At 31.0% G+C, this 26,220-nt stretch carries 22 protein-coding genes; 14 read left to right on the forward strand and 8 right to left on the reverse strand.

Annotated features, from left to right (window positions below; genetic code table 11):
- Positions 1 to 179 precede the first annotated feature (179 nt).
- From RH98_RS01195 to RH98_RS01240, 10 genes are all read left to right on the forward strand, one after another.
- Complete coding sequence (locus RH98_RS01195) at positions 180 to 926, forward strand: electron transfer flavoprotein subunit beta/FixA family protein (RefSeq protein ID WP_010249603.1); 747 nt, start codon at positions 180 to 182, stop codon at positions 924 to 926.
- A 38-nt stretch (positions 927 to 964) separates the two neighbouring features.
- Complete coding sequence (locus tag RH98_RS01200; RefSeq protein ID WP_010249605.1) at positions 965 to 1,933, forward strand: electron transfer flavoprotein subunit alpha/FixB family protein; 969 nt, start codon at positions 965 to 967, stop codon at positions 1,931 to 1,933.
- A 101-nt stretch (positions 1,934 to 2,034) separates the two neighbouring features.
- Entirely contained in the window at positions 2,035 to 2,676 is a 642-nt protein-coding gene (locus tag RH98_RS01205) for a bifunctional nuclease family protein (RefSeq protein WP_026038661.1), read from the forward strand.
- Positions 2,677 to 2,703: 27 nt separating this feature from the next.
- Entirely contained in the window at positions 2,704 to 3,528 is an 825-nt protein-coding gene (locus tag RH98_RS01210) for a thymidylate synthase (protein WP_010249608.1), read from the forward strand.
- Positions 3,529 to 3,550: 22 nt separating this feature from the next.
- Entirely contained in the window at positions 3,551 to 3,961 is a 411-nt protein-coding gene (locus RH98_RS01215) for a 2TM domain-containing protein (protein ID WP_010249609.1), read from the forward strand.
- A 14-nt stretch (positions 3,962 to 3,975) separates the two neighbouring features.
- A complete protein-coding gene (locus RH98_RS01220; RefSeq protein ID WP_010249610.1) occupies positions 3,976 to 4,461 on the forward strand; it encodes a dihydrofolate reductase in 486 nt (161 codons plus the stop codon).
- 11 nt (positions 4,462 to 4,472) lie between these two features.
- Entirely contained in the window at positions 4,473 to 5,270 is a 798-nt protein-coding gene (locus tag RH98_RS01225; protein ID WP_010249611.1) for a hypothetical protein, read from the forward strand.
- Positions 5,270 to 5,884: a deoxynucleoside kinase gene (locus RH98_RS01230; RefSeq protein WP_010249612.1), complete on the forward strand. Its 615-nt coding sequence runs from the start codon at positions 5,270 to 5,272 to the stop codon at positions 5,882 to 5,884. The genes RH98_RS01225 and RH98_RS01230 overlap by 1 nt, the downstream gene beginning before the upstream one ends.
- Before the next feature lie 634 nt (positions 5,885 to 6,518).
- Positions 6,519 to 9,638, forward strand: a complete 3,120-nt coding sequence (locus RH98_RS01235; RefSeq protein WP_010249614.1) for a SusC/RagA family TonB-linked outer membrane protein — start codon at positions 6,519 to 6,521, stop codon at positions 9,636 to 9,638.
- A gap of 12 nt (positions 9,639 to 9,650) precedes the next feature.
- The gene (locus RH98_RS01240; RefSeq protein ID WP_010249616.1) at positions 9,651 to 11,045 is read left to right on the forward strand and encodes a RagB/SusD family nutrient uptake outer membrane protein; all 1,395 of its coding nucleotides are present in this window, start codon (positions 9,651 to 9,653) and stop codon (positions 11,043 to 11,045) included.
- A 124-nt stretch (positions 11,046 to 11,169) separates the two neighbouring features.
- Here RH98_RS01240 and gldA read toward each other — a convergent pair whose 3' ends face one another.
- The 4 genes from gldA to RH98_RS01260 all read right to left on the reverse strand — a co-directional run bounded on the left by gldA (position 11,170) and on the right by RH98_RS01260 (position 14,623).
- The gene (gldA, locus tag RH98_RS01245) at positions 11,170 to 12,069 is read right to left on the reverse strand and encodes a gliding motility-associated ABC transporter ATP-binding subunit GldA (protein WP_010249617.1); all 900 of its coding nucleotides are present in this window, start codon (positions 12,067 to 12,069) and stop codon (positions 11,170 to 11,172) included.
- Between the two features lie 350 nt (positions 12,070 to 12,419).
- Positions 12,420 to 12,620 (reverse strand): hypothetical protein, encoded by a 201-nt coding sequence (locus RH98_RS15170; RefSeq protein ID WP_010249618.1) that lies wholly within the window; start codon positions 12,618 to 12,620, stop codon positions 12,420 to 12,422.
- Between the two features lie 765 nt (positions 12,621 to 13,385).
- Positions 13,386 to 13,775 carry a DUF1634 domain-containing protein gene (locus RH98_RS01255; RefSeq protein ID WP_010249619.1) on the reverse strand — a complete coding sequence of 130 codons (390 nt, stop codon included), beginning with the start codon at positions 13,773 to 13,775 and terminating at the stop codon, positions 13,386 to 13,388.
- A 5-nt stretch (positions 13,776 to 13,780) separates the two neighbouring features.
- A complete protein-coding gene (locus RH98_RS01260; RefSeq protein ID WP_010249620.1) occupies positions 13,781 to 14,623 on the reverse strand; it encodes a sulfite exporter TauE/SafE family protein in 843 nt (280 codons plus the stop codon).
- Between the two features lie 181 nt (positions 14,624 to 14,804).
- Between RH98_RS01260 and RH98_RS01265 the strand changes: the two genes are divergently transcribed.
- The 4 genes from RH98_RS01265 (at position 14,805) to RH98_RS01280 (ending at position 18,956) form a co-directional block, all read left to right on the forward strand.
- Positions 14,805 to 15,887 (forward strand): chorismate mutase, encoded by a 1,083-nt coding sequence (locus RH98_RS01265; protein ID WP_026038662.1) that lies wholly within the window; start codon positions 14,805 to 14,807, stop codon positions 15,885 to 15,887.
- Between the two features lie 21 nt (positions 15,888 to 15,908).
- Complete coding sequence (rsgA, locus tag RH98_RS01270; RefSeq protein WP_010249622.1) at positions 15,909 to 16,874, forward strand: ribosome small subunit-dependent GTPase A; 966 nt, start codon at positions 15,909 to 15,911, stop codon at positions 16,872 to 16,874.
- 103 nt (positions 16,875 to 16,977) lie between these two features.
- Positions 16,978 to 18,690 carry a hypothetical protein gene (locus tag RH98_RS01275; protein ID WP_010249623.1) on the forward strand — a complete coding sequence of 571 codons (1,713 nt, stop codon included), beginning with the start codon at positions 16,978 to 16,980 and terminating at the stop codon, positions 18,688 to 18,690.
- Positions 18,645 to 18,956 carry a DUF3858 domain-containing protein gene (locus RH98_RS01280; RefSeq protein WP_010249624.1) on the forward strand — a complete coding sequence of 104 codons (312 nt, stop codon included), beginning with the start codon at positions 18,645 to 18,647 and terminating at the stop codon, positions 18,954 to 18,956. The genes RH98_RS01275 and RH98_RS01280 overlap by 46 nt, the downstream gene beginning before the upstream one ends.
- A 79-nt stretch (positions 18,957 to 19,035) precedes the next feature.
- On the opposite strand, the gene RH98_RS01285 is transcribed toward RH98_RS01280, so the two are convergent.
- The 4 genes from RH98_RS01285 to RH98_RS01300 form a co-directional block, all read right to left on the reverse strand.
- Positions 19,036 to 21,873 carry a M16 family metallopeptidase gene (locus tag RH98_RS01285; RefSeq protein WP_010249625.1) on the reverse strand — a complete coding sequence of 946 codons (2,838 nt, stop codon included), beginning with the start codon at positions 21,871 to 21,873 and terminating at the stop codon, positions 19,036 to 19,038.
- Between the two features lie 95 nt (positions 21,874 to 21,968).
- Complete coding sequence (locus RH98_RS01290) at positions 21,969 to 23,477, reverse strand: hypothetical protein (protein ID WP_010249628.1); 1,509 nt, start codon at positions 23,475 to 23,477, stop codon at positions 21,969 to 21,971.
- 121 nt (positions 23,478 to 23,598) lie between these two features.
- Positions 23,599 to 24,807: a DUF4929/DUF8472 family protein gene (locus RH98_RS01295; protein ID WP_010249630.1), complete on the reverse strand. Its 1,209-nt coding sequence runs from the start codon at positions 24,805 to 24,807 to the stop codon at positions 23,599 to 23,601.
- Between the two features lie 13 nt (positions 24,808 to 24,820).
- Positions 24,821 to 26,218, reverse strand: coding sequence for a RagB/SusD family nutrient uptake outer membrane protein (locus RH98_RS01300; protein WP_010249635.1), 1,398 nt, complete (start codon positions 26,216 to 26,218; stop codon positions 24,821 to 24,823).
- Between the last annotated feature and the right edge of the window lie 2 nt (positions 26,219 to 26,220).

Genomic DNA, 26,220 nt, shown 5'->3' on the forward strand with positions numbered 1-26,220 from the left:
GTAATAAATAAAGTGAAAACATTGTTTATTATTTAGAATTATTCTAATGTGGATAAGAAATATTTTAATAATAACTTTTTAATTCATCTGTAAAATAATATGCATGCATAGTAAAATATCGAAATAAATTCTTATTTTCGTCGGTACGAGTAAATGTAAAACACAAAAAACTATATAAAATGAAAATATTAGTTTGCATCAGCCACGTGCCTGATACTACTTCAAAAATCAACTTCACTAATGGAGATACTGAATTTGATACAAATGGAGTTCAATTTGTAATCAATCCTAATGACGAGTATGCTTTAACGCGTGCTATATGGTTTAAAGAAAAACAAGGAGCAACAGTAACTGTTGTAAATGTTGGAGGAGCTGATACAGAGCCAACTCTACGTAAAGCATTAGCAATCGGAGCGGATGAAGCTATTCGTGTAAATGCTAACCCAACTGATGGAATGTTTGTAGCAAAACAGTTAGCAGAAGTAGTGAAAAATGGAGGATACGATTTAGTATTGGCTGGTAAAGAATCATTAGATTATAATGGAGGAATGGTTCCTGGAATGCTTGCTGCATTTTTAGGTTATGATTTTATCAATTCTTGTGAAGGATTAGAAGTTGAAGGAACTTTTGTGAAAGCAATTCGTCAAATTGATGGTGGTAAAGAAACAATTTCTGGAAAATTACCAATGGTTATAGGAGGTCAAAAAGGATTAGTAGAGGAAAAAGATTTACGTATTCCAAATATGCGTGGAATTATGTCTGCTAGAGCAAAAGCGTTAACTGTGCTAGAACCAGTTGGAGCTGATGTTACAACTAAAGCTGTGAAATTTGAAAAACCTGCACCTAAATCTGCATGTAAAATGATTTCACCAGATAACTTAGATGAATTAGTTAATTTACTTCACAACGAAGCAAAAGTAATCTAAGCTATTAATTTAATTTTTAACCTTAAAAAAAGAAAAGTATGTCAGTTTTAATATATGCTGAGTCAGCAGAAGGAAAATTTAAAAAAGTAGCATTAGAATTAGCTTCTTATGCTAAAAAAGTAGCAGAATCTCTTGGAACAACTGTTACTGCTGTAACTATTAATATTGGAGATGTTAGTGAGTTAGGTTCTTATGGTGTAGATAAAGTACTTAAAGTAACGAATGATAAACTAAACGTATTTAATGCTAAAGCTTATGCAGATGTTGTAAAGCAAGCTGCAAAGAAAGAAGGAAGTAAAGTGGTAATTCTTTCATCTACTACAGATAGTTTATATATGGCTCCAATAGTAGCTGTAGGATTAGATGCTGGATTTGCTTCAAATGTTGTTGCATTGCCTGAAAGTACATCACCTTTCGTAGTGAGAAGAAATGCTTTCTCTAATAAAGCATTTAATAATACAGAGTTAACTTCTGATGTTAAAGTAATTGCAGTAGCTAAAAACTCATTTGGATTAGTAGAAACTTCAGGAACAGCAACTGTTGAAGATTTCGCACCAACATTAAACGATGCTGATTTCTCATTAAAAGTAGAGAACGTAGAAAAAGTTTCTGGTAAAGTAACTATTGCTGATGCTGATATCGTAGTATCAGGAGGTAGAGGAATGAAAGGACCTGAAAATTGGGGAATGTTAGAGGAATTAGCTGATGTATTAGGAGCAGCTCTAGCATGTTCAAAACCAGTTTCTGACTTAGGATGGAGATCTCATGAAGAACACGTAGGTCAAACTGGTAAACCAGTTTCATCTAACTTGTATATCGCTGTAGGTATTTCTGGAGCAATCCAACATATAGCTGGTGTAAACGCATCTAAAGTAAAAGTGGCTATTAATACTGATCCAGAAGCTCCATTTTTTAAAGTTGCTGACTATGGTATCGTAGGAGATGCATTTACTGTATTGCCTCAATTAGTTGCTAAATTAAAAGAATTTAAAGCTAAAAACGCTTAATAATAACAAGCATTTTTTAAAAGCTTATTGATAAACAAAGCAATTAAGACAAAGAATTTATATCTTTGTTTTAGTTGCTTTTTTGTTTATAAACGGAAATTATGAGTTTGATAAAACTAATGGTTAAAGGGATATCGTATAGCCATACACAAAATGGTGCGTATGCCCTAATTTTAGATGAAGTTGATGGTGAGCGAAAACTACCTATTGTAATAGGTGCCTTTGAGGCCCAATCTATTGCTATTGCTATAGAAGAAGAAATACGTCCACCACGTCCACTTACACACGATTTGTTTAAATCATTTGCAGATCGTTATGATATTAAAATAAAACAGGTAATTATTCATAAATTAGTAGATGGAGTCTTTTTCTCTAGTCTAGTGTGCGAAAGAATGGGAGTAGAAGAAATTTTAGACGCTAGAACATCTGATGCTATTGCGTTAGCTATTCGATTCGATGCTCCAATATTTGTATATAAAGATATAATGAATATAGCAGGTATTACTCTAAATTCTAGTATGTTAGAGGATTTAGAGGAGGATGTTGAAGAAGATGAGAGTGACGATAACGAGGATATTATGTCTCAAGTAGAGCAGTTGTTAGGTGATGATTATGAAAGTCCTGGAGAAGATTACTTAGATTATGATATCGAAGAATTAAATACAATGCTTGATGATGCTATTGCCAAAGAAGATTATGAGAAGGCAGCTAAGTTGAGAGATGAATTAAATAAAAGACAATAAGGTTATCAATACCCCAAACAACACAACATGAAACAATATTTAGACCTAGTTAGAGAAGTATTAGATAATGGTATACAAAAAGGAGATCGTACAGGTACAGGAACCAAAAGTATTTTTGGGTATCAAATGCGATTCGATTTAAGCAAGGGCTTCCCATTAGTAACAACTAAAAAAGTTCACTTAAAGTCAATTATTTATGAGCTTTTGTGGTTTTTAAAAGGTGATACAAATATTGCATATTTAAAAGAAAATGGCGTTCGTATTTGGGATGAGTGGGCAGATGAAAATGGAGACTTAGGACCGGTATATGGATATCAATGGAGAAATTGGAATGGAGAGGGAATAGATCAAATAAAAGAAGTAATCGATACATTAAAGAATAATCCTAATAGTAGACGAATAATGGTCTCTGCATGGAATCCAAGCGTGTTGCCTGATACTACTGTTTCGTTTGCTGAAAATGTAGCTAATGGTAAAGCTGCTTTACCACCCTGTCATTCTTTTTTCCAATTTTATGTTGCAGAAGGGAAATTGTCTTGTCAATTGTATCAAAGAAGTGCAGATGTGTTTCTAGGCGTTCCTTTTAATATTGCTTCTTATGCCTTATTTACAATGATGGTTGCTCAAGTTTGTGATTTAGAATTAGGGGATTTTATTCATACGTTTGGTGATGTTCACATATATAACAATCATATTGAACAAGTTAATTTACAATTAGAAAGAGAACCTCGTGCATTACCAAAAATGATTTTGAACAAAGAGGTGAAAGATATTTTTGATTTTGATTTTGAGGATTTTGTATTAGAGAATTATGATCCTCATCCACCTATTAAAGGGAAAGTGTCAGTATAAAATTGCTAAAAAATGAAATGCTATGGAAAAAGAAAAAAGTTACGAGCAGTATAATTACGCTAGACAGCGAGTACAACAAAAGAAGATGTTGTTTTTTCACTTTGTTGTGTTTGCTTTAGGAAGCTTACTAATGTTTTGTATAAACACGTTTGTTCAAGATCCAACTACTAGTTTAGTGTGGTGGCCTTATGCAATGGGGGTTTGGGCTATAATTATTTTCTTACATACCATTAATGTATTAATTGTAAACCGTTTTATGGGTAAACAATGGGAAGATAAAGAAATAGCTCGTTTAATAGAACTACAACAAAAACGAATAAAAGAGTTGAGAGCTAAGGTCGAAAAAGATTTTCCATTAGTAGATGTAAAACGTGATTTGGCACAGAACGACTTATCACTTGGTACAAAAGAAGATAAGCCTCTCATTCCTTAATTTAACTCAACTGTATGATAACTTTAATAGCAGCTGTGGCTGAAAATAATGCTTTAGGAAAAAATAATCAGTTGCTTTGGCACTTACCTGATGACTTTAAGCATTTTAAAACTCTAACTTCTCATCATACTATAATCATGGGAAGAAAGACTTTTGAATCATTTCCTAAGCCTTTGCCTAATCGTAAACACATTATAATTACTAGACAATCAGATTATACTGCTCCAGAGGGATGCGTTGTAGTTAATAGTTTGGAAGATGCATTAGCGTTGGCAGATAAGAATGAAGAGGTTTTTGTAATTGGTGGTGGTGAGATTTATACACAAGCATTGCCCTTTGCAGATAAATTAGAATTGACAAGAGTGCATAAATCATTCGATGCAGATGCTTTTTTTCCTGATTTTGATACCAACCAATGGAATGTAATTAGGGAAGAAAATCATCCAGTAGATGAAAAGCACAGTATACCTTTTACATATTTTACATATATAAGAATTTAAAAAAATAGGTTATGAGATTTTTCTTCTTAGCAATTTTCTTTCTTTCTGTTTTGAATACACATGCGCAAGATACTTTAAAACTGAAGTTTATCAATTCTGAAACGATACCCAAAGGACAAGTTTTTATTAGTAAAGACATGTATGATAGTTCTTTTATAGTAAATGAAAATACATTGCGAAAAGTGACTAAGTACAATAGTGCAAGTTATAGCAACAGTAGTTTAGGCGAATTAACTTCAGTCGATGTTACACTACCTATGTTCCCAATTCTTTTTTATAAAGAGAGTCAAATGATTGTCAATTTGAATAAAGACTTAGGTCAAATGGGAATTGTGAATTTTGCAGAGCGTTTTCCAAATATGTCTGCCTCGTATGTAGGGAATAGCGTAGGAAGAAAGATATGGCTATTTGATAGTAATACAGGAAGTGTATATCTATATAATAATACCTCTTATGAAAGACATACAGCCTATAAAATAGAAGCTGTAGATGAGGTTAAAGGAGTATATTCCACTTTAAATAACTTTTTTTGGATAGATAAAGACAATAAGTTAAATGCTATCGATGTAAATGGTAAAAAAGTACTCGAGTTTGAATTAGATACTCCATTTGATTCTTTGCAGATATTAGGAACAGATAAAATAATTTATTCCTTAGAAAATAAATTGTACTATATTGACTTAGTGCGAAATAAGAAGTTTGTGATCGATACAAAAGAAAAAAGCATTTTAGGCTTCTTTTATAGCACTCAAAAAATGAGTATTTTTACAGACGAAAAATTAAACAATTACTTTTTAAAATTACCGTAATGCATATAGCAATTGCTGGAAATATTGGCGCAGGAAAGACAACGTTAACTAACTTGTTAGCGAAACACTATGGGTGGGAACCTCATTATGAAGATGTTGTAGATAATCCTTATTTGGACGATTTTTATCATCAGATGGATCGTTGGTCTTTTAATCTGCAAGTTTACTTCTTAAATAGTCGTTTTCGTCAAGTACTACAAATTAGACAAAGTGGCAAAACAATTATTCAAGATCGTACTATATATGAGGATGCACACATTTTTGCTCCAAATTTACATGCGATGGGACTAATGTCAAATAGAGATTTTCAAAACTATTCTTCTTTATTTGAATTAATGCAAGAGTTAGTTGGTGCTCCAGACTTATTAATTTATTTAAGAAGTTCTGTACCTAATCTTGTAGGGCAAATTCATAAGAGAGGACGCGATTATGAGAATTCTATTTCAATAGAATATTTAAGTAGATTAAATGATCGCTATGAAGAATGGATTAAAGGTTATAATAAAGGGAAGTTATTGATTGTTGATGTTGATAATCTGAATTTTGTTGATAACCCAGAAGATTTAGGTGATATTATCAATCGTATTGATGCTGAAATTAATGGATTGTTTTAGTAGATAAAACATGGAATAAATATAAAAAGAAAAGGCTGTTCAAATTTTTGAACAGCCTTTTCTTTTTTTACTTAACATTTATAATGCAGCAATTGATCTATAAGGATAGATGTGTTGGTTATTGATAATTATTCAAATTGCCTTTTTTATTGATTTATTCATTTTTAAAAGAGGACAAAATGTGTGTTTGTTGTCAATTTCATAATATAAAAAGAGAAGAATATTCTGATATGACTCAAAATTAAATAGTGATTTATTGTTTTTATCTGTTTAAATAACGCTAATAGTTAAATTTTCTGTATTACGTCTTGTTGTTTAGTTTTATTATCTAGGTATGTATATTTGCACAGTAATAAAAAAATAAAAGTTTAAGTGCATGAAAGAAAAGCAAAGTGTATTAGATTTCTTAGTTATACAAATGCAAGCATTCTGTTGTATAAAATGTCATCAAATGGATATGATGATGGGAATGTTATGCTCTAAAATGACTTTTAAGCCGATATAGATTTTGTTTATTTTTTTTACAAGATAAGGAGGCTCGTCAAAGCCTCCTTTTTTTGTATCGTTTTTTATAGCAGCAAAAAACGATATTTATGTGTGTGTGCTGCTAAAAATAATAAAATTTTTAGTAAGAATGAAAAGTATTAATGTAAAATTACTGTTTAGTAGTTTGCTAGTATTGTTATGTAATATAGCAATAGCGCAAGAAAAAAGTCTCTCAGGAACTGTTATTGATACCGAAGGACTATATCTTCCTGGAGTATCAGTTATTATTAAAAATAGTAACCAGGGAGTCCAAACTGATTTAAATGGAACCTTTGTTTTGAAGGTAAAGCCTGGAGATATTTTATCTTTTGATTATTTAGGTTTTACACCACAACAAGTAAAAATAGGTGATCAAGAGAATTTAACTATCGTTTTAGAAGAAGTAGGTACTAATTTAGATGATATAGTTATAGTAGCTTATGGAACTCAAAAACAAAAAGCTGTCGTAGGTGCAATCGGACAAATTAAAAGTGATGTAATAGCAAAAATACCTGCCACTTCTGTCGTTTCTGCATTGCAAGGAAATGTAGCTGGAGTTAATATTATTAACTCAAGTTCTCAACCAGGTGAGAACCCTACAATTAGAGTGCGAGGCATTGGATCTATAAATGCAGATGCTAGCCCTTTAATTATATTGGATGGTGCTCCATTTTCTGGAAACCTTAATTCAATTAGCTCAGATCAAATAGAAACAATTAATGTTCTTAAAGATGCATCTTCTACAGCACTTTATGGATCACGTGGAGCTAATGGGGTAATCTTGATTAAGACAAAGTCAGGAAAGAGAAACTCTACTCCAGATATCAATATTAATATAAGTTCAGGTGTATCGTTTGATGCGGTAGATACTCATAAGGTATTGGGAACAAAGGAATATACAGAGTATCTATGGGAAGCAAGAAAGAATAACTATCATTATGTTCTGGGACAAGATGAAGCTGTCGCTAGAAAAAAAGCTTCTGATGGATTAGTTAGTTACTTAGGATATAATCCTTATGGAACTGAACAGCCTGTAGATTATGATGGTAATTATACAGTGAAAGATCCTTTATTATGGGAAACTGATTGGAAAAAAGAATTAAAGAGAAATCAAGCTTTTCGCAATGAGTATGGGTTTAATGTAGCAGGAGGTGGAGATAAGACTACTTATTTTTTATCTGCTAATTATTTGAACCAAGATGGTTTATTAAAAACTTCAAATTTTGAACGTACAGCGGTAAGATTAAATTTAGATAGTCAGATTACAGATTGGGCTCAAGTAGGTGCTAATATTGCTTATACTAATTCAAATCAAAATTTCCCTACGCAATCAGGAACTAATTTATATAGTCCAATAGGTTGGACTTATGCAATGCCAAGTGTTTTTCCTGTGTATAAAAGAGATAAAAATGGAGCTATAGTTTACGATCCGCAAGGTGGAGCAATCTACGATTATGGTAATGCTTCAAGTAAAGATGTTAATAGTGTTCGACCTATAATGAGTGGTGAAAATGCTGTGGGGATATTATATAATAATAGCTTAATAAATCGCCGTTCAAATTTGAATTGGAATGGATACGCGAAGCTTGATCTAGCTCCTGGATTATACTTTAGAACAAATTTATCTTATGAGCGTTTTGATTTTGATGTTAAATCATATAATAATGCAGTATATGGACAAGCAGCTAGTGTAAAAGGGCGTGTTTCTAAACAAAAAGATACTTCAGAGACACTTAACTTTATCAATACGTTACACTACGAAAAAAGTTTTGGTGAACATCATTTAACTGCTGATGCTATCTACGAAGCGTATAAATATAAGCAAGATCTTTTTAATGGTTCTTCTACTGGATATTTACCTGGAAATGAAGAAATAGGAAGTGGAACTTCTTTAGAAAGTTTGGGTGGTTATGTAGTAGAAGATCGTTTGACAAGTTACCTTGGAAGATTAAGTTACGATTATGCTAATAAATATTTTATTGAAGGATCTTACCGCAGAGATGCAAGTACGAGATTTGATAAGAAAACCAGAAAAGGTGACTTCTATTCTATAGGTGGTTCTTGGATTGTATCGTCTGAAGATTTCTTAGTAGATAGTAATGTATTAAACTTATTAAAATTAAGAGCTTCTTATGGAGAACTAGGAAACAATAATACAGGAACTAATTATTTTCCTTATTTAAGGTTATTTGAAACTGGATACAATCAGTTAGATAATCCTGGTGTAATATTAGGTTCTTTAACAGATCCTGGATTAACATGGGAAAAGACAGCATCTTTTAATGTTGGAGTGGATTTCAGTTTATTTAATAATCGCATTGAAGGGTCAGTAGATTATTACAAGAAAAGCTCAATTGATTTGTTATATGCTGTGCCACAAGCACCCTCAACAGGAAATTTAGAAAAATTGACTAATACTGGGAAACTTGAAAATACGGGATTAGAAGTAAGTTTAACTTCTCACAATATTCGTGCTAATGATTTTACTTGGGACACAAGTATTAATTTTTCATTCGATAAGAACAGAATTAAATCCCTTACACAAGATAGCTTTATTAAAGGAATGCATCAGTGGGAGGTAGGAAGATCTCTATATGATTTCTTTATTAAAGATTGGGCAGGAGTAGATCCTCAAGACGGTTATGGAATGTGGTATAAAGATATAGTCGATGCACAAGGAAATATAATTGGTAAAGAAACTACAAAGGACTACGATGAAGCAACACGTTATTACAGCCATTCTGCATTACCTAAAGTTGTAGGAGGTTTTAATACTTCATTAAGCTATAGAAACTTTGACTTCAGCGCTTTTTTCAACTTTAGTTTAGGAGGTTATGTTTATGATGGCGACTATGCAAGTTTAATAGATGGTATTTCTAAAGGATATCAAAGTTCTCCAGATTTAGCAAATCGTTGGCAAAAACCAGGAGATATTACTGATATTCCTATTTTAATTAATTCAACGAATAATTTTGGAGCTACTTCCTCTCGTTTCTTATATAAAAATGATTATCTAAGATTAAAAGCGATTACACTAGGATATAATCTTCCAATAGAACAGCTTGGAAAATTAAAGCTTAAGAAAGCAAGATTATATGTGCAGGCAGAAAATTTATTGACTTTTCAATCACATAAAGGAATTGATCCAGAGCAAAGCATTAACGGGCAAACTAACTATAGAATGCCAGTTTCAGCAAATGTCTCAGTAGGTTTAAATATCAATTTTTAAGTAAAGTAAGTTATGATTAAAAATATAATAAAATTATTTAGTGTAGTTGCTTTAGCAACTTTGACAGGTTGTTCGTCAGATTTCTTAGATGATCCACAACCAAAAGATAGTATTTCTCCTGAAGTAGTTTTTGGAAGTAAGGAAGGTGCAACATCATTTTTATCTGGAATATTGCGTATACAACGTTCATCATTAATTAATGATGAAGCCTCAGGAATACACAGTATTATTTTTGCAAGAAGTGTTAAAGGGGCAGATTTGATACAAAAACAAATATGGTTTGGTGATGATTATGACTATCAAGGAAACATTAGTACGGGAACACGATCTATCTTTTCTTGGCGATTGCCTTATTTAATTATTGATCAAGTTAATAATTTGATTCAAGGTGTAGAGGCAAGTGATAAATTATCTGATGCTGAAAAAGATGAAATTTTAGGGCAAGCATTTGCTTTAAGAGGGTATTATTATTATCAATTAGCTCTAGAGTTTGGGGATGCATATCAATCTAGTCAGAATTTAAAGTTTCCTCCTATTTATACAGAACCATCATCTACTCCTAATCCTTTTTCTACAAAAGAGGAGTTTTTTAAACGCATTGTTGATGATTTAGAAGAAGGGGCTAGTCGATTGACAGAAAGACGTATTAATAAATCGTATATCAATAAGCCTGTTGTACAAGCTTTTTTAGCTCAAGTTTATCAATATATGGGAGAATGGAAACTTGCTCAGAAAAACGCAGAAGAAGCTTATGGAGGTAATGTGACGAAGGTATTAAATGCAGAAGAGTACACTAATGGTTTTGATTCTATGCTAGCTTCTGAATGGTTATGGGCGTTACCTCAGACAGCAGATCAAACTGTTTACTATCGTTCACACCCTCACGCGATGATGGATCACGTAGCTATTGCGTATCATGGAACATTTATAAATGATGAATTTGTAAAATTATTTTCAAAGACAGATGTACGTAATTTGTTTAGTAATTTTTACGAAAAACCAGCAGGAGATTGGCAAGAATATGTAACAAGTAAATTCAAATTCACGTTTGAAGCAGATATTCCTATCATTCGCTATCCTGAATTAGTGTTGATTCAAGCAGAAGCAGAGTATAATTTAGGAAATGAAGGAAAAGCTAGAGAATTAGTAGATGCAATTCGCCAGAATAGAGACAAAGAAGCAAAAGCTACCAGAGCTTCAGGTACTGAATTATTGGAAGTTATTCTGGTAGAGCGTAGAAAAGAACTGTATGGAGAAACTGGTGTAGAATGGTATGATGCTAAACGCCTACAAAGAGGTATTGAAAGAAAGGGAAATCATAGAACAGTATTAACTATTGAGCCTAATGATAAACGTTTTCAATTAGTTCTTCCACAAGAAGAAATAGATGCCCGTAATTCGAAATAATGTCTGAGTTTTTTTATAAACTACAGTGTATTTAATAGATTGTTTTTTGTTAGTTAGCCAAGAAAGGCTCATCGAAACGATGAGCCTTTCTTATTATTTTTTGAGTGATAAATAAGTGTTTTTTTTATTGGGCAGTTATTTCTCTAAAAAGACTTTCCAAGTTTTTATTTTTAACTTGTAGTGAAAGTGTTTTTAATCCGTGCTCTTGCGCAAAGTCAAAAACAGTTGCTCTGTGATCACCATCTATAGGGAAAACTAATTCCCATTTCGTATCGTGTATGTGATTTGCTCTAATTAAGTTTTTAATTCTATTAATAAATTCAATCTCTATTTTATAATCAAATTCAACTGCTATTACTTGTTCATCTTGATTCTCTAAAATATTAGAGAGAACTTGGTCGGCAACTATTTTTCCTTTGTTTATAATTATAACACGTTCACAAATTGCTTCTACCTCTTGCATAATGTGTGTAGATAGGAAAACAGTTTTGTTTTTGCCTATATTTTTAATTAATTCACGTATTTCAACTAATTGATTTGGGTCAAGCCCAGTAGTTGGTTCATCTAATATTAATACTTCAGGATCGTGTAAAAGTGCAGTTGCTAACCCTACTCGCTGACGATATCCTTTAGATAGTTGACCAATTTTTTTATGCGCTTCCGGTGTTAAACCAGTAAGTTCGATAACTTCTTCAATTCTGCTTTTAGAAACTTTATAGATATCAGCATTAAAAGCTAGGTATTCACGAACATACATATCGAGATATAAAGGATTGTGTTCTGGAAGATAACCTATAGATTTTTGTACTTTTTTAGTATCTGTTTCTACATTAAAATCATTGACATATGCTTGCCCTTTGTCACTGTGTATATAAGTTGTCAAGATCTTCATTAAAGTAGACTTACCAGCTCCATTAGGACCTAAGAAACCTACCACTTGACCAGTAGGAATTGAAAAACTTACATCATCTAGCGCTTTTTGATCTCCATAAAACTTACTAATATTTTGTACTTGTAGTGACATCTTTTTCTTTTTTATTATAACAAAAATACTTAAATAACTTGAACCTATATACAAATATAAAATTGTTAGACTGATTGATTGCTATTTATAATAAGTTTTACAATATTGTACAATAGTTAGTCTTTCATAAAAAGATCAATCCTTTTTATGAAACGATGTTAATGCTCCTTATTTATTGTTTATTGCACTTATCTTCTAATAATTGTAAACAACAAGAGGTGAAGTTATCTTAACTTTTTAGTTTTCTAAAATTTCTTTAGACCTGTAACAATAAAAGCTATGAAATTTCATATTATCCAACTAGATAATGTAGGATTAAATCTATTGGGTAAAGAGCGAAAGTTATCTAACTAAGCATTTGTACTTTTAATAGCATGTCTTACTTTGTATCGTTTCTTATCAGAGTAATCGTCTCTATTATTTTGACTATTTCGTTTATTAGGATGAATATGGGCTATTATTTCTTTATTTCTAATTATTTTTCTAAGCTTCTGAGAAACAAAACCAGCATCAGTACTAATAAAATAATCCTGATAGAGGTATTTCAGCATTGGTTAATTGATTAATTAGGTATTCAAATTGGATTTCGGTATCAAATAGATTCTCTACCTATCAATAAATTATGAGGTTTTTAGTAAACGTTTAAGCTATCTGAGTAAAATAAAAACTACCTCACTTTTTTTTAACCCTAAAAAACGTATCTATTTATATTACAATTACTTATCGTTGAAATCAATCTATTGGGGTAAATTTTAAATGCTTGGTAAAGCCAGTGTTTATAAGCATTAGAGCGAAATCCTTCAACACTTCTTCAACACTTCCCCATGATTGCTCCATATAGAAGGCTGTTTATTGAAGGAATCTTGAAGAACTGTTGGCGCATTGTTGAAAAAATCATATCCTTTACAGTAATAAAGAAGTAATAAAGGCATATATGGAATACTTAATTCCACGAATCATTTTAGATCCTTCTATTCAAATAGACCTTTTGAAAAATTAAACGGCTGCAATGAATTGGATGAGGTATAATAAGATGAAGTCATCTTGACTTTTTAGTTTTTAGGAATTTCTAAAAACCTTCTTGATTTTACAAAGATCAAGACCATTCCAATTCTAAAATTGATTGGTTTATTGATTGCTATTTTGAATAAGTTTTATAAAATTATATAATAGTTAGCCTTTCATAAAAAGGAATACCCTTTACTTATTTGAATTAGCATATGATGGTTTTTAGTAATTGTAAAGAAAAAGAGGTTAAACAATGTTGTTAGTATACATTGTTTAACCTCTTTTTTATTTTAGAGAATAATCTAATCTTAATGGGAGAACCCAAATGTGACACTTAAAATAATAATACTTATTACAATTAGTGTAATAAATACATAAAGTAGATCACGCTCCATAAAAAAGGAGATAAGGGATAATACTAAACGCAGTGCAGGAGTAAGGAATAATAATAGTATCCCTAGAAAAATAATAGATTCTCCATTACCCTGTCCAACACCAGTAATTATATCATTAAATACTTCAAATAAGTTTGTTTCTTTGGCAGTAAAAGTCTCAAAGTGGACAGTATCTCCAGATTTGGTAAGCATTAATATTATACCACCAATTACTGCCACCGTCAATGCAATCAATACGCCATAGCGGAGTACATTTCCAATGATGGATTGCAAATCAGTATCGTTGAATTTTTTTGTAGTCATATGTATTAAATTTTACCAAGCACTCCGTTATAAATCATATTAATAGCAAGTGCTAGAATCAAGAATGCAAAGAAAACTTTTAGTTTTTTTGTATTTGCTTTTAGAAGGACTTTTGCCCCGACCATTGATCCTATTAAAACACCAATAATAACAGGCATACAAATACTTGGCTCAATATATCCTTTTTGAATATAGATTACGGAACTTGCAATAGCTGTAACTCCCATCATAAAATTACTAGTCGTCGTCGATACTTTGAAAGGAACTTTCATAATTGAATCCATCGCAATAACTTTAAATGCTCCAGATCCAATACCTAATAATCCTGACATCATGCCTGCAACCCCCATCATACTAAAACCGCCTATTACATTTGTCATTCCATATTTCACAGTTTCTCCAGAAGGAGTAGGATAGGTGCTAACTAATTTTAATTTTTGGGCTAAAGAACTTGCCTTATCAGGTGTAACAAGGTGATCTTCTTTTTTGCGTAGTGAATTAATGGAAGAGAAAATTAGAGTTGCTCCAAAAATAATGGCTAGAGCTGAGGTAGGTGCATTGGTAGAGATAAGCGCGCCTATAACAGCACCAGCTGTGGTTGCAATTTCTAAAAACATTCCTAAACGCATATTGGTAATTCCTTCTTTTACATACGCTGAAGCTGACCCTGAAGAAGTAGCAATTACAGCAACAAGAGCAGTACCAATTGCATAATGCATATCAACTCCTAAAAAAACGGATAGCAAAGGAATGATGATTATTCCCCCTCCAAGTCCTGATAATGATCCTATAAATCCGGCAGCAAAAGCACCTAAGAACATAATCAAGGTAAAGGTTAATAATGTCATTTTATTTCTGATTTTCGTTATTAAACGATAAAAGTAACGATTTATAAAAGAAATTTCTTTGAAAAATGTATTTTTCTAATACTTTATTTTAAATTGTATACCTTTTTTAAAATAAGTGTAGTAATTTTCCACTATTATACTAATAGTCGTTATTAAGTAATATAATTAAAATTTTAAACCAATGGAAAAATTGAACATCAACAAGGATTGGATGTCTTTATTTGAAGGCCAAAATCCAGCCATAATAGCTGGACCTTGTAGTGCAGAAACACCAGAACAAGTTATGAGAATCGCAAAGTCTTTGCCAAAAGAGGTAAAGGTCTATCGCGCTGGGATATGGAAACCTCGTACTCGTCCAGGTGGTTTTGAAGGAGTTGGAGCCATTGGATTAAAATGGTTACAAGAAGTAAAAGCAGAAACAGGAATGCTTTTAGCAACGGAGGTTGCAACAGCTGAGCACGTACAATTGTGCTTGGAACACGATATTGATATTTTATGGATTGGAGCTCGTACAGCTGTAAACCCTTTTGCCGTGCAGGAAATTGCAGATGTATTGCAAGGAACCGATAAAGTGGTTTTGTTAAAGAATCCAGTGAATCCGGATTTATCATTATGGATGGGAGGAGTAGAGCGATTGTTTAAAGCAGGTATTGAAAAATTAGGAGTTATACACCGTGGATTCAGTACTTATGAAAAAACTAAGTATAGAAATATTCCAGAATGGCAAATACCATTAGATTTAAGACTACATTTGCCAAATATTCCAATTATATGTGATCCATCTCATATAACTGGAAACAGAAAGAAAATATTACCAGTTTCGCAACAAGCTTTAGATCTTAACTTTGATGGGTTAATGATTGAGACACACTGTGATCCTGATAATGCATGGAGTGATGCAGCGCAACAAGTAACGCCAGAACAATTAGCTGAAATTATTTCAAATCTAAAAGTGAGAAATATTACTGATGAGACAGAAGATTTCTTACAAAAGATACAAGCTTACCGTATCCAAATAGATGATATGGATAGTAAACTGTTAGATTTGTTAAGAAAAAGAATGGCTATTTCTGATTCTATTGGTGCATTAAAGAGAGAGAAAAACGTTGCAGTATTTCAACAAGATAGATGGAGTAAAATTCTTGAGAAGATGCAAGAAGAAGGTAAACATATTGGTTTTACAGAAGAATTTATTACTGATATATATACTGCTATTCATCAAGAAAGTATTCATAGACAAGATCAAATTATTAATAAGAAATAAGTTTTACTACGAAGTAATTATATGAGAGGAATTGTTTACAAATCAACAGGAAGTTGGTATTCAGTTAAATCGGAGGATGGAATTTTCTATGATTGTAGAATCAAAGGGAAATTCAGAATCAAGGGTATTAAGAGTACTAATCCAATTGCTGTTGGTGATCATGTTCAATTTGAGTTAGAAACTACTAATGATAAAACTACAGGAGTTATTAATGAGATTGAGCCACGTACGAATTATATTGTGCGTAAGTCGGTAAACCTTTCTAAGCAAGTTCATATAATTGCTTCTAATATAGATATTGTTTTTTTGGTAGTAACTATTAATAATCCTGTTACTACTACAAGTTTCATTGACCGTTTTTTAGTAACTGCAGAAGCTTATGGTATTAAGACAATTATAGTCTTTAATAAGATAGACACTTTTGCAGAAGAGACTTTAGATGACCAGTTATATTTACAATATATCTATAGTGAAATAGGTTATGAATGTTTAAGAGTTTCTGCTACTGAAGGAAAAGGGATAGATGCTATTAAAGAGAGAATGAAAGGAAAAGTTTCAATGTTTTCTGGACATTCAGGAGTGGGGAAATCTACACTTATTAATGCTATCGAACCTGGACTTAATCTCAAAACGGCAAATATATCTGAACAACATCAGCAAGGTCAACACACTACTACATTTGCAGAAATGTACGACTTGTCTTTTGATGCACATATTATAGATACTCCTGGTATTCGTGGTTTTGGTATTGTAGATATGGAGCCACAAGAAGTAGGAGATTATTTCCCTGAGTTTTTTGCCTTAAAAGACCAGTGTAAATTCAATAACTGTCTCCATAGAGAAGAACCTCACTGTGCTGTTAAAGAAGCTTTAGATAACGACCAGCTAGCTTGGTCAAGGTATAAGAGCTACATTCAGATACTGGATGGTGAAGATGAAAACTATCGAACAGATGTATATAAAGATGGACAAAACCAAGACGAATAGTCTTGGTTTTTTGTTTTAATAGTTAAGAAGTAATTCTTTATCGATTCATCGCTGATTTTTACTATTTTTATGGATATATTAATTATAATATTTACTTTAATTTATGTCTAAATATCCCCTTATTCTCTATATTTTATTATTTACTCAAATTTCTTTTGCACAAGAATTTATCGAAAAGGTAACCGCTGAAGAGTTAAAAAGTGATAGAAGTGCATATGGAAAGTTTTCATCGTCTGATGCGATTATTTTAAATGAAGAAGAAAAAGTGTATTTTGATTTTGACAATATAAATGGTAATTACCAGGTTGTTGAAATAGTAAGTCGTAAGATAAAAATATTAAGTAATTCTGGTGTATTAGCAGCTTCCTTTCGTGTGCCTTATTTTAGAAAAGGTGTTTTTGGTGAAGATGTTAAGATTGAACATGCTATGATTTACTATTTAAAAGACAATAAAATTGTCAAAGAAAAAGTAAAGTCCAATCGTATTATCTCGACAAATCATGATGATTATGCTGAGAAAGGAGTGGATTTTATAGATGCACCTGTCGGAAGCATTGTCGAATACGTTTATAAAAAAGTTACTTCTTATATTGATATTTTACCTGAATGGCAGATAGAAGGAAGTCTTCCTAAGTTGAAAACGACTTATGTGGTTACAATTCCTGAATTCTATGAATACAAAATGATTAAAAATGGAATTATAAACGTAAAGGAAAGTACTAAAGAAACGAATACGAAATTTTATTATGGAAGTGCTTTTAGTGGAAGTCAAAATGTCAATTCTATTCAAAAAAGATTTGAAGCAACGAATGTTGCCCCATTATATGAAGAGCCAATTATAGATAACTTTAATAATAGTATCAGTAAGATCCGTTTTGATTTAGCAGTACTTAAATACCCATTCAGTAATCCTCAAAAAGTCTTACAAGATGAAAAAGAATTTGTACAAGATTTAATAACTAATAAAACTTTTTGGAAGCAGATTACGAATAATAATTTTTATCAAAAACTTTTACCTAAAGAAGAGTTTAATACGTTATCGGAAATAGAACGTATAGAAAAGGTTTTGAAATTTGTACAAAATACTGTAAAATGGGATGGTAATTATTCAATGTATTATGATAAAGGAAGTAAATCTACGTTTAACAGAAAGCTAGGTAATTCCGCAGATATCAATCTACTTTTAATCAATGTTTTAAAATATGCTGATTTAAATGCTCAACCTGTATTTATAAGTACTCGTAGCAACGGTTTAAAGAATACGTGGCAGGCAATGTTTTTTAATCATATTATAGCAGGTGTCAAAGTGGGTGATTCCACCTATTTATTAGATGCTACAAGCCCTTTTTCACAAGTTGGAGTTTTACCGTTTGAAGATTTAAATGGAGTAGGATGGATGATTAGTGATAAAGGTATAGTTATGGAACTTGATTTAGTTCCAACGTTTGCGTCTAATCAAAGTGAATCTTATCAAGTTTCACTTTTCCCTAAGGGGCAATTAAAAGGTTATGTATTATCAGCGTTTGACAAGCATGCTGCAATTCCTTGGCGAGAGAAGTATAAAGAAATTGGTGAGTGGAGATTGGCAAGAGAGATTGAATCTAACATACAAGGAGTGGTTCTATCAGATTTTAGTGTAGTTAATGGTAATGATAATACAAATAGTTTACGACTTCGATATGCATTAAAACAAGACAACGCTTATTACACTTTTAATAACAGTATCATCTTTAATCCTTTTGTTTTTTTAATTCTCGTTTTAGTCCTTTTGTGGCAGGTGAACGTACAAGTGATATTAATTTTGGTTATCCATTGATAGATAACTATGCTATTTCTATTAATATTCCGCAAGGCTATAAAATATCAAGTATTCCTATGTCTTGGAATTTAGTAGATAAAGATTTAGGACTACAAGCACAATTAAAAATTACACAGAAAGATACTAGCATAGAGTGTAAGCTACAAACTGCTAGAGTAAAATCAATTATAGAGGCTAAGGATTACAAGAAAGTAAAAGATTTTTATGATAAGTTAGAAAAGTATTTAGAGGAATCTATTATCTTTAGTATAGACAGTAAATAGTTTAATTACTATCTCTTAAAATGTATTGTGCTAAAAAAAGCACCAAGTCTTTTTAATGCTTGGTGCTTTTTTTATTTTATTAGTTGGCTTCTGGAATAAGTGAAAATACGCCATAGTCCGAAATATCAAATACGCTGTTACATACTTCTTTTACATCTTTTGGAGTAATGCTTTGCAAGATGTCATCGTAGGAATTAAAATCTTCTATTGAGCCAAAGTTTAAGTAAATCTCTCTTATTTTTTCAGCCCATAAAGAAGTAGCACCTTCTGTTAAATGCATTGCTTTATTGTTTAGAATAGTGCGTTTCATACGGTTTAGTAATTGCTCATCAATTTCATTAGTTTGCATTTCTACTATAACTTCTTTAGCCATATCTTCTAAAATGGGAATATCTTTTTCTGATGCAGAAAAACTAAGAGATATAGCAGTTTGCGGAATTGGATAAATATCAACTTGAATATCAGTGTAAGGTGAGTAAACTAGACCTTCTTTTTCTCTTGAAATGTTTAAAAACTTGTCATTAAAAATTTCTCTAGCCATTTGGGCTATAATTGATTCTTTGAGTGTTGGTTGTATTTTTCCTTTAAAAATAATATTTGTTTCCGGTCTTTCTAAACCATCGGATACGATGTTTTCTCTAGTAATTTTTTTGTTTTCGCTTTCATTTGATGCTATGTCTTTTTTATTTATATCAAATGAAGTTTTCTTTATTGAAGGTGTTTTTGAAAAATACTGAATCGCCAATTCTTGTATTATTTCTTTATCAAAGTTTCCGCTTAGAACTATATAGTTCTTATCACTCTTAGAAACTATGTAGTCGTAAAGCGAAAAAATCTTATCTAAATTTACTGTATTCCAATCTTCGACAGTGTTTAATTCTTTTGTATCTCTGCTTTTAGGGTTTTTATATTGTGCTATTTTATGGTCAAGTTTTATAGATGGAATATTCAAAAAAGTAGATTCTCTTTTTTCCTTAGTTAGACTAGCTATTGATTCTTTTATATAGTCATCAAAATCCTCTTGAGGCTTTTCATAGTTGTATAATTTTCGATATGACCACTCAAATAAATCTTCAGCATTATTGATTCGACTTACGGTATTAATAATACTTGCATTATCAGTTATACTTACTAATGTTGATATTTCTTTATCTAAGCTTAGGTCAAAATAATCATCATTTGTGAGTCCTTTAATCCAAGAACCATCAATAAAATAAGTTGCGTCTTGAAAATAATTATAGTCTTGATCAGTGAGAAGTTTGAAACCATTTCGCGATGAAAGAGAGAGAATGATATTGTCTTCATCACTTAGAGTTGGCTTTATAGCAATATGTAGCCCATTATCTAAAGTTAATTCTGTAACATCAATATTTTGATAATACTTTGTTGCTAGAAGAGAAGCTGGTTTATTGTCTATATCTGAAATAGGTAATTCAGACCATTTAAAACTTTTTAATAACTGATTTTCATTGGTAGCTGACTCAGAAACTTCTTTTTTAATAAATGTTATCGTCTTTTTTAAACCGCTCTTCCAAGCCTTAAGGAGAGTACTTTCTTCTATTTTTCCAAAGTCAGAAGGTATATTAGTAAGTAAGTATAAATTTGAAGTATCTTTTAACCAACTATTATAATGTAATTGTTGTAAATCTTCAGGAGTTATTATTTCTATTAGTTTTTTTGATAAATCATTTTTTATTTCAATGCTTAGGTAGTTGCTAAAAGCAGCAGCTTGATCTACGTAAGAATCTGCAATATATGTAGCATCCTCATCAATACCTGTATATAATTTATTAATATAGTTTTCTTTTAATTCTATAAGTTCTTCTGTCTTAATACCATTGCGGTTTATAGTGCTGACGATACTCGCAATTTGCTTTACTTTATTCAGTAATTCTTTTTTTGTTTGAGCTTCTAATTCAAAAGTGTTTTCAAGTCGATTTGATAAGTACCAAATTGTATGGTAACGAGTTTTTATATCAGTTTGACTTATTTTGTTGAGAAGGTAGTTTTTATAAAGTGATTCAATAATATTCATTTTTAGATCGTCTTCTGTTTGCATTAAAGAAGATTTTGTAAATCGTATTATTTCTAGTTTTGCTGGCTTATTATTCTCATTATAATCTTTTAATAAATAAGAATTAAAAGCAGGATTATAACTTGCTATATTTTGTAATCTTTTTCCATATAGAGTAGGTACAGCATCTCTAAAAAGATGTTTAATAATAGCCTGTACTTTTATAGGGTCTACATTTCCAGTTACTATCAAAGTGGCTAGATTAGGAGCGTACCATTTTTTATAAAATGCTTTTAACCTTTGATTATCTAACGCTAAAATATCATTTTCAGTAGCTATAGGTAAATGGCTTTGATGTTTTGTTCCTTCTAATTTTTTTTGATTTATTGGAGTTTCTTTTCCAAAGTCTTTAATTTCTTGAATAACAATTTTTCTTTCTTTTTCGATAGCATCATCGTCTAGTGAGGCTTTAGATAAGAAATTAGCTAAAATTGATAAAGCCAAGTTTGTTTCTTCAGGATTCTGCAATGAAAGTTGGTATACAGTACGTTCATAGGTGGTATAAGCATTAATGTCACGTCCATAACGATAACCAAGTGTCTGAAGCGTGTCAACAGCTTTCCATTGAGGAAAATCAGTAGAGCCATTGAATATCATGTGTTCAAGGAAATGTGCATATCCTTTTTCTTCATTAGTTTCTTGTAATGATCCAGTATTCAGTACTAATCTATATTCTGTTTTTGTTTGTTTGGTAGAGTGAATAATGTAATGAAAACCATTTTCTAAACTATCAATGATTGTATGAGTAGCTATGGGAAGAGGCTTATTTAGGTCTTGTGCAGTACATAGGGAAGTTATAAAACTCACTAAAAAAAAAGTAAAGTAGTAAAATGCATTCTTCATTTTTGTGTATTTAAGAGGGAATATGGAGATTTAGTTTGTCAAAGTTAAAGGAATTTCATTGGTTTTTTAGTACACTATATGAGTATAACTAATAATTATTTAGAAGCATCAACATATTTTACTACAATATTTTGACCATTGCTTCCCAATGCGTAGAATTTGTCAAGTTGACCTTCGTATTTTTTGTTTACCCAAAGTTCTTGTATTTCTGCGTAATTGTACATATCTGCTAGTCTTACTTTACCGTAGTCATTATCTAAGTTATCTAAACGACTAAAATCAAGTACGTTTGTATTATTTTCTTTAACTAATAAGACATTGCATCCTCTCATATTATCAATTGCATACAATTGCGAACAGAATCTTAGATCTAATGTTATTTTTCCATAATGTGATTTTACTGGCAATATTAAGAATGTCTCTAATTTTGTTTGAGAAGAAAAATCTATGTCTGTTATTCCAGAAATATTATTAGCTTGGAACGATGTCAAAGTGTTTTTAGGTAGAGTTAATTTTCCTTTTATATCTAAGTAATCGATACTTAAGCTTTGTAATTCAGGAGTACTACCTAAGTTAATATCTTGTAAAGATGTTTCTTCAGAATTAAGTGTTAATTTGTGTAATTTAGGTGCATTAATAATAACATTAGAAAATTTATGATCTTGCATATTTAAATTTTCTAAACGAGATGCTGTTAAGTTTAATTCACCTTGCATGTTTAATACATTTGCATAAACTTCTTTTGCTTGTGTTTTAGAAATTATATCTAAAAGGTTGTCTTTAATAGCATAACAACGATTCACGTTTAATATCTCTAGTAATCCACCATTTAAATCAACAGATACTAAATCATCATTGTTACTTAAATCAAGAGAAGCTAATTCTTTAATTCCTTTGATAGATACCGTTTTAATACTTTTGTTTTGATATTTAGCTAATGATAAGCTTTCTAAGTTTTCTGGAACTTCAATAGCTACGTTATCACCAAATTCATGATAACCAAGTTCAAGTATTTTTAGAGAAGAAAAATATTTAAGTGCTCCAAGATCCTCTGTTTTTAAAGCTTGTGTAGTTCCATTATAACCAGTCTCATCATAGTTCATCCAAAGATATTTTATCTCAGCTAAGTCTGATTTTTTAAAGATACTTCCACTAATAGGTTTTGGAGCATTTTCTTTTAATACTTCTTCAATAGCTTTTGCAAAAGCAGCAGTAAATTCTATTTCAGTTTTTTCAGTAACAGTAACAGTAAAATTAATAGAAGATTTATAGTTTTCTAAGATAGCATTCACAGTTGCAGTACCTTCTTTTAATGCAATAATTGTATTGTTTTCTCCTATAGCGATAATATCTTTTCCTTGAGTAATATTAAGTTTAGCACCAATTACTAACGCTCCTTTATTATCTGTTATTTTAAGGGGTAGTGAGTTCCCTTCTAATAATTCTGCTTTTGCTTCAGTTATAGCATTTCCTTCTTGATCGACAATTTGTAATTCTAATTGTTCTGAGTCAGTATTATCATCGCTAGAACAAGATGCTAAAATAACTGTAGATGTAATTAGTACTGATGCTATTTTACCAGTGTGATTTGTTAGTGTTTTCATTAAAATGTAGTGTTAAAAATATTTAGATTAATTAAAAATTAGTTGTTTTGAGCAAAAAAATATAGGATTGACTTATATATTTTAACTAGTCAATCCTATATTTTTAAAAGTTATAGATTGTTTACTTTAGTTTATATTGTATTCTGAATTGCATATACCCCGTAGCATAATCATGATCCATAATGAAATTAAAAGATATTTCATCTTCAGTTATTTTTGCAGTAGTTTCCATCCATGTATCATTATTGTAAGGGTCATCTTCACCTTCTTCTTTTAGTATCATACCTGCATTTATTAGTTGTTTTGGATCTATAGTACCTCCTTGTTCATAAGCTTCAATAGCCTCAGGGTTTCCTTCATCTATTAATTTTTTTAATCTATCCCAAGCAGAATATTCATATTCAAATGGAACAATTTTAATAGGGTCCCCATATATGGTATTTCCAGATCCTATATAAGTAATTTCTTTTGTTTTTATGTCTATTACAATATTATCTAGTCGCATAGAGAAGGTTTCATTTGAAGTGGCTGATAGGTTAATTAACTCCATTGTTTTTTGTGGCATTGGTTGTTGAGTCCAAGTTTCCTCATCAGCTACTGTTATATGTCTGAAAATATGGTAGCAGAAATCTTCTATCCCCATAGGATTAGATAGCATTGTCAAAACAGCTTTTTCTGGTGTAGATTTTTCTTCATTTAAAGTAATGATTGTTTTTCCTTTTACTGGAATTACTCTTGGTTGGAAAAGTGGAGTGAAATATTCACTTCCTGGATATTTTATTTCTCCTATCACATCTACTTCTCCCATTAATGGATATAAATCAAGTCCTTGCTTTTGATATGCATTTAGTAATTGAATTTGTTTATCTGTTAATTCCACTTCAGATATCACAGGAGATATCATTATTTGCTCTGCTTTTTCTAATTTTAATGTACTGTTGTTTTTAATTAAATTTAGTTTCAGAATCGCATTTTCTTTTAAAACTCTATTCGTTTTACTTGCTATAAGTAGTGTAGCCTTTTTTTGTCCTGGTTCTAAAACTATTTTTGGATTTTCTATTTCTGCAATAGTTTGATTATTAATTACATTATCAGATAAACCAAACTCAAGTTCTAATGTCTCTTTTAAAGCAGTCACTAATAGCACTTCAACTTCAATAGTATCTGTACCATTGTCTTTCATACTTAAAGTATTTACAGCTTTTAATACAATTTTGTTTTCACCGTCAAACTGTGCATCTGAATTATCATCGCTAGAACATGAAGTAAAGTTTACTACTCCTATTAAAGTAGCGATTAAGATTAATTTTTGTAAAAAAGTGTTTCTCATATCTTATCTGTTTTTATTTGTTAACAAATGTTGGCCATCCTTCATTCTGAATAGCATTGTTGTTATATCTTAATTCTGAATCGGGGATAGGCCAAGTCCAACGAAAATCATTGTTTTGAATAGTTAGTAGAACTTTATTAGAATCTGGAAAATATCTTTTAATAGGTAGGTTCCATCTTTTTAAATCAAAGTAATTTATCTTTTCTCCAACAAATTCTTTTTGTTTTTCTTTTTGAACTATTGATTTTAATATACTTTGAGATAGTCCATCCGCTACGGAAGTATTGTTTATAGATGTAAGGAACTGATTAAGATAATCTGTTGCTTCGTTAAGTTTTCCTTGTTCTATTAAACTTTCTATAAGTATGAAATAGGTTTCCGTATTTCGGGAAAGGACTATGTTCTTTTCTGTATGATCTGTATGCTGAGTTTTATATTTACCTAAGTAAGGACGTAATACAGTAGGTGAGGAGATACCACCTTCTAGCGAACGCATCTTATACATATATTGAGATACATTGTATCGTATATCTTCTTTTTCAAAAATATTATTATGATTGATAAATAAGTAGTCCCCAGTGTCCTTTTCTACGTAGAGGTAACGATTTGGATTACTAAGATTATTATAAATCCAGTAGGTAGCCGTCGTTGTCTCACTTAATGAGATATTCCAGATTGCAGTATAGTCTTTCTCAGTGTTTGGCAAAGTAGGGAATAATGAGATAAGCTCTCTTGCCGTTTGTTCTGCTTTGCTATATTCTTTTGTGTATAAGTATATTTGCGCTTTTATATTTATAGCAGCAGGCGAAGTAATAAAATAATTATATTGTTTATTATATTTTTTCATCAAATCAATTCCTTGATCTAATAAAGTCTTTATAATAGTTATTGTTTCCTCCTGTGTTAATCTTTTATTATTCTCTAAAGTGATATTGTCTTTAGTAATAATACCTAATGCTGATGGATTATAGCGTTCGCTATAAAGTTGTAGTAAATCAAAGTAAATATAAGCTTTTAAGCAAAGAGCATTCCCTTTAATATAGTTCCATTTCTCATCTTTATTTTTGATATATTGTTCCGTATTAAGTATAGAATTAATATGAACAAGTGATTCATAATAGCTTTTCCATAATTGACCTGTAGCCATTTTTATTTGTTCGTCATTCCACCCATAGGTTAATTTGTAATCTGGTTTATTATTAATTAAGTAAGAGGGCTGTAGATCTTCAGTAAGTAAAGTAAATGGTTCGCCTCCCACAGGAAGACTTGAATAAGCCTGTGCTAAAACACCTAGTGCTTTTCTATCGGTATTAATGATATCATCCCCAGATATTTCTTCTTGATTATTTTGTTCTAAGCTACAAGAAGTAAATAATGTTAGTGCAATAATAAAAATAAAAATGTTTCTCATAA

Origin of the sequence: Myroides injenensis M09-0166, from assembly GCF_000246945.1 — a bacterium.
In the GTDB taxonomy this organism is placed as follows: Bacteria; Bacteroidota; Bacteroidia; order Flavobacteriales; family Flavobacteriaceae; genus Flavobacterium; species Flavobacterium injenense.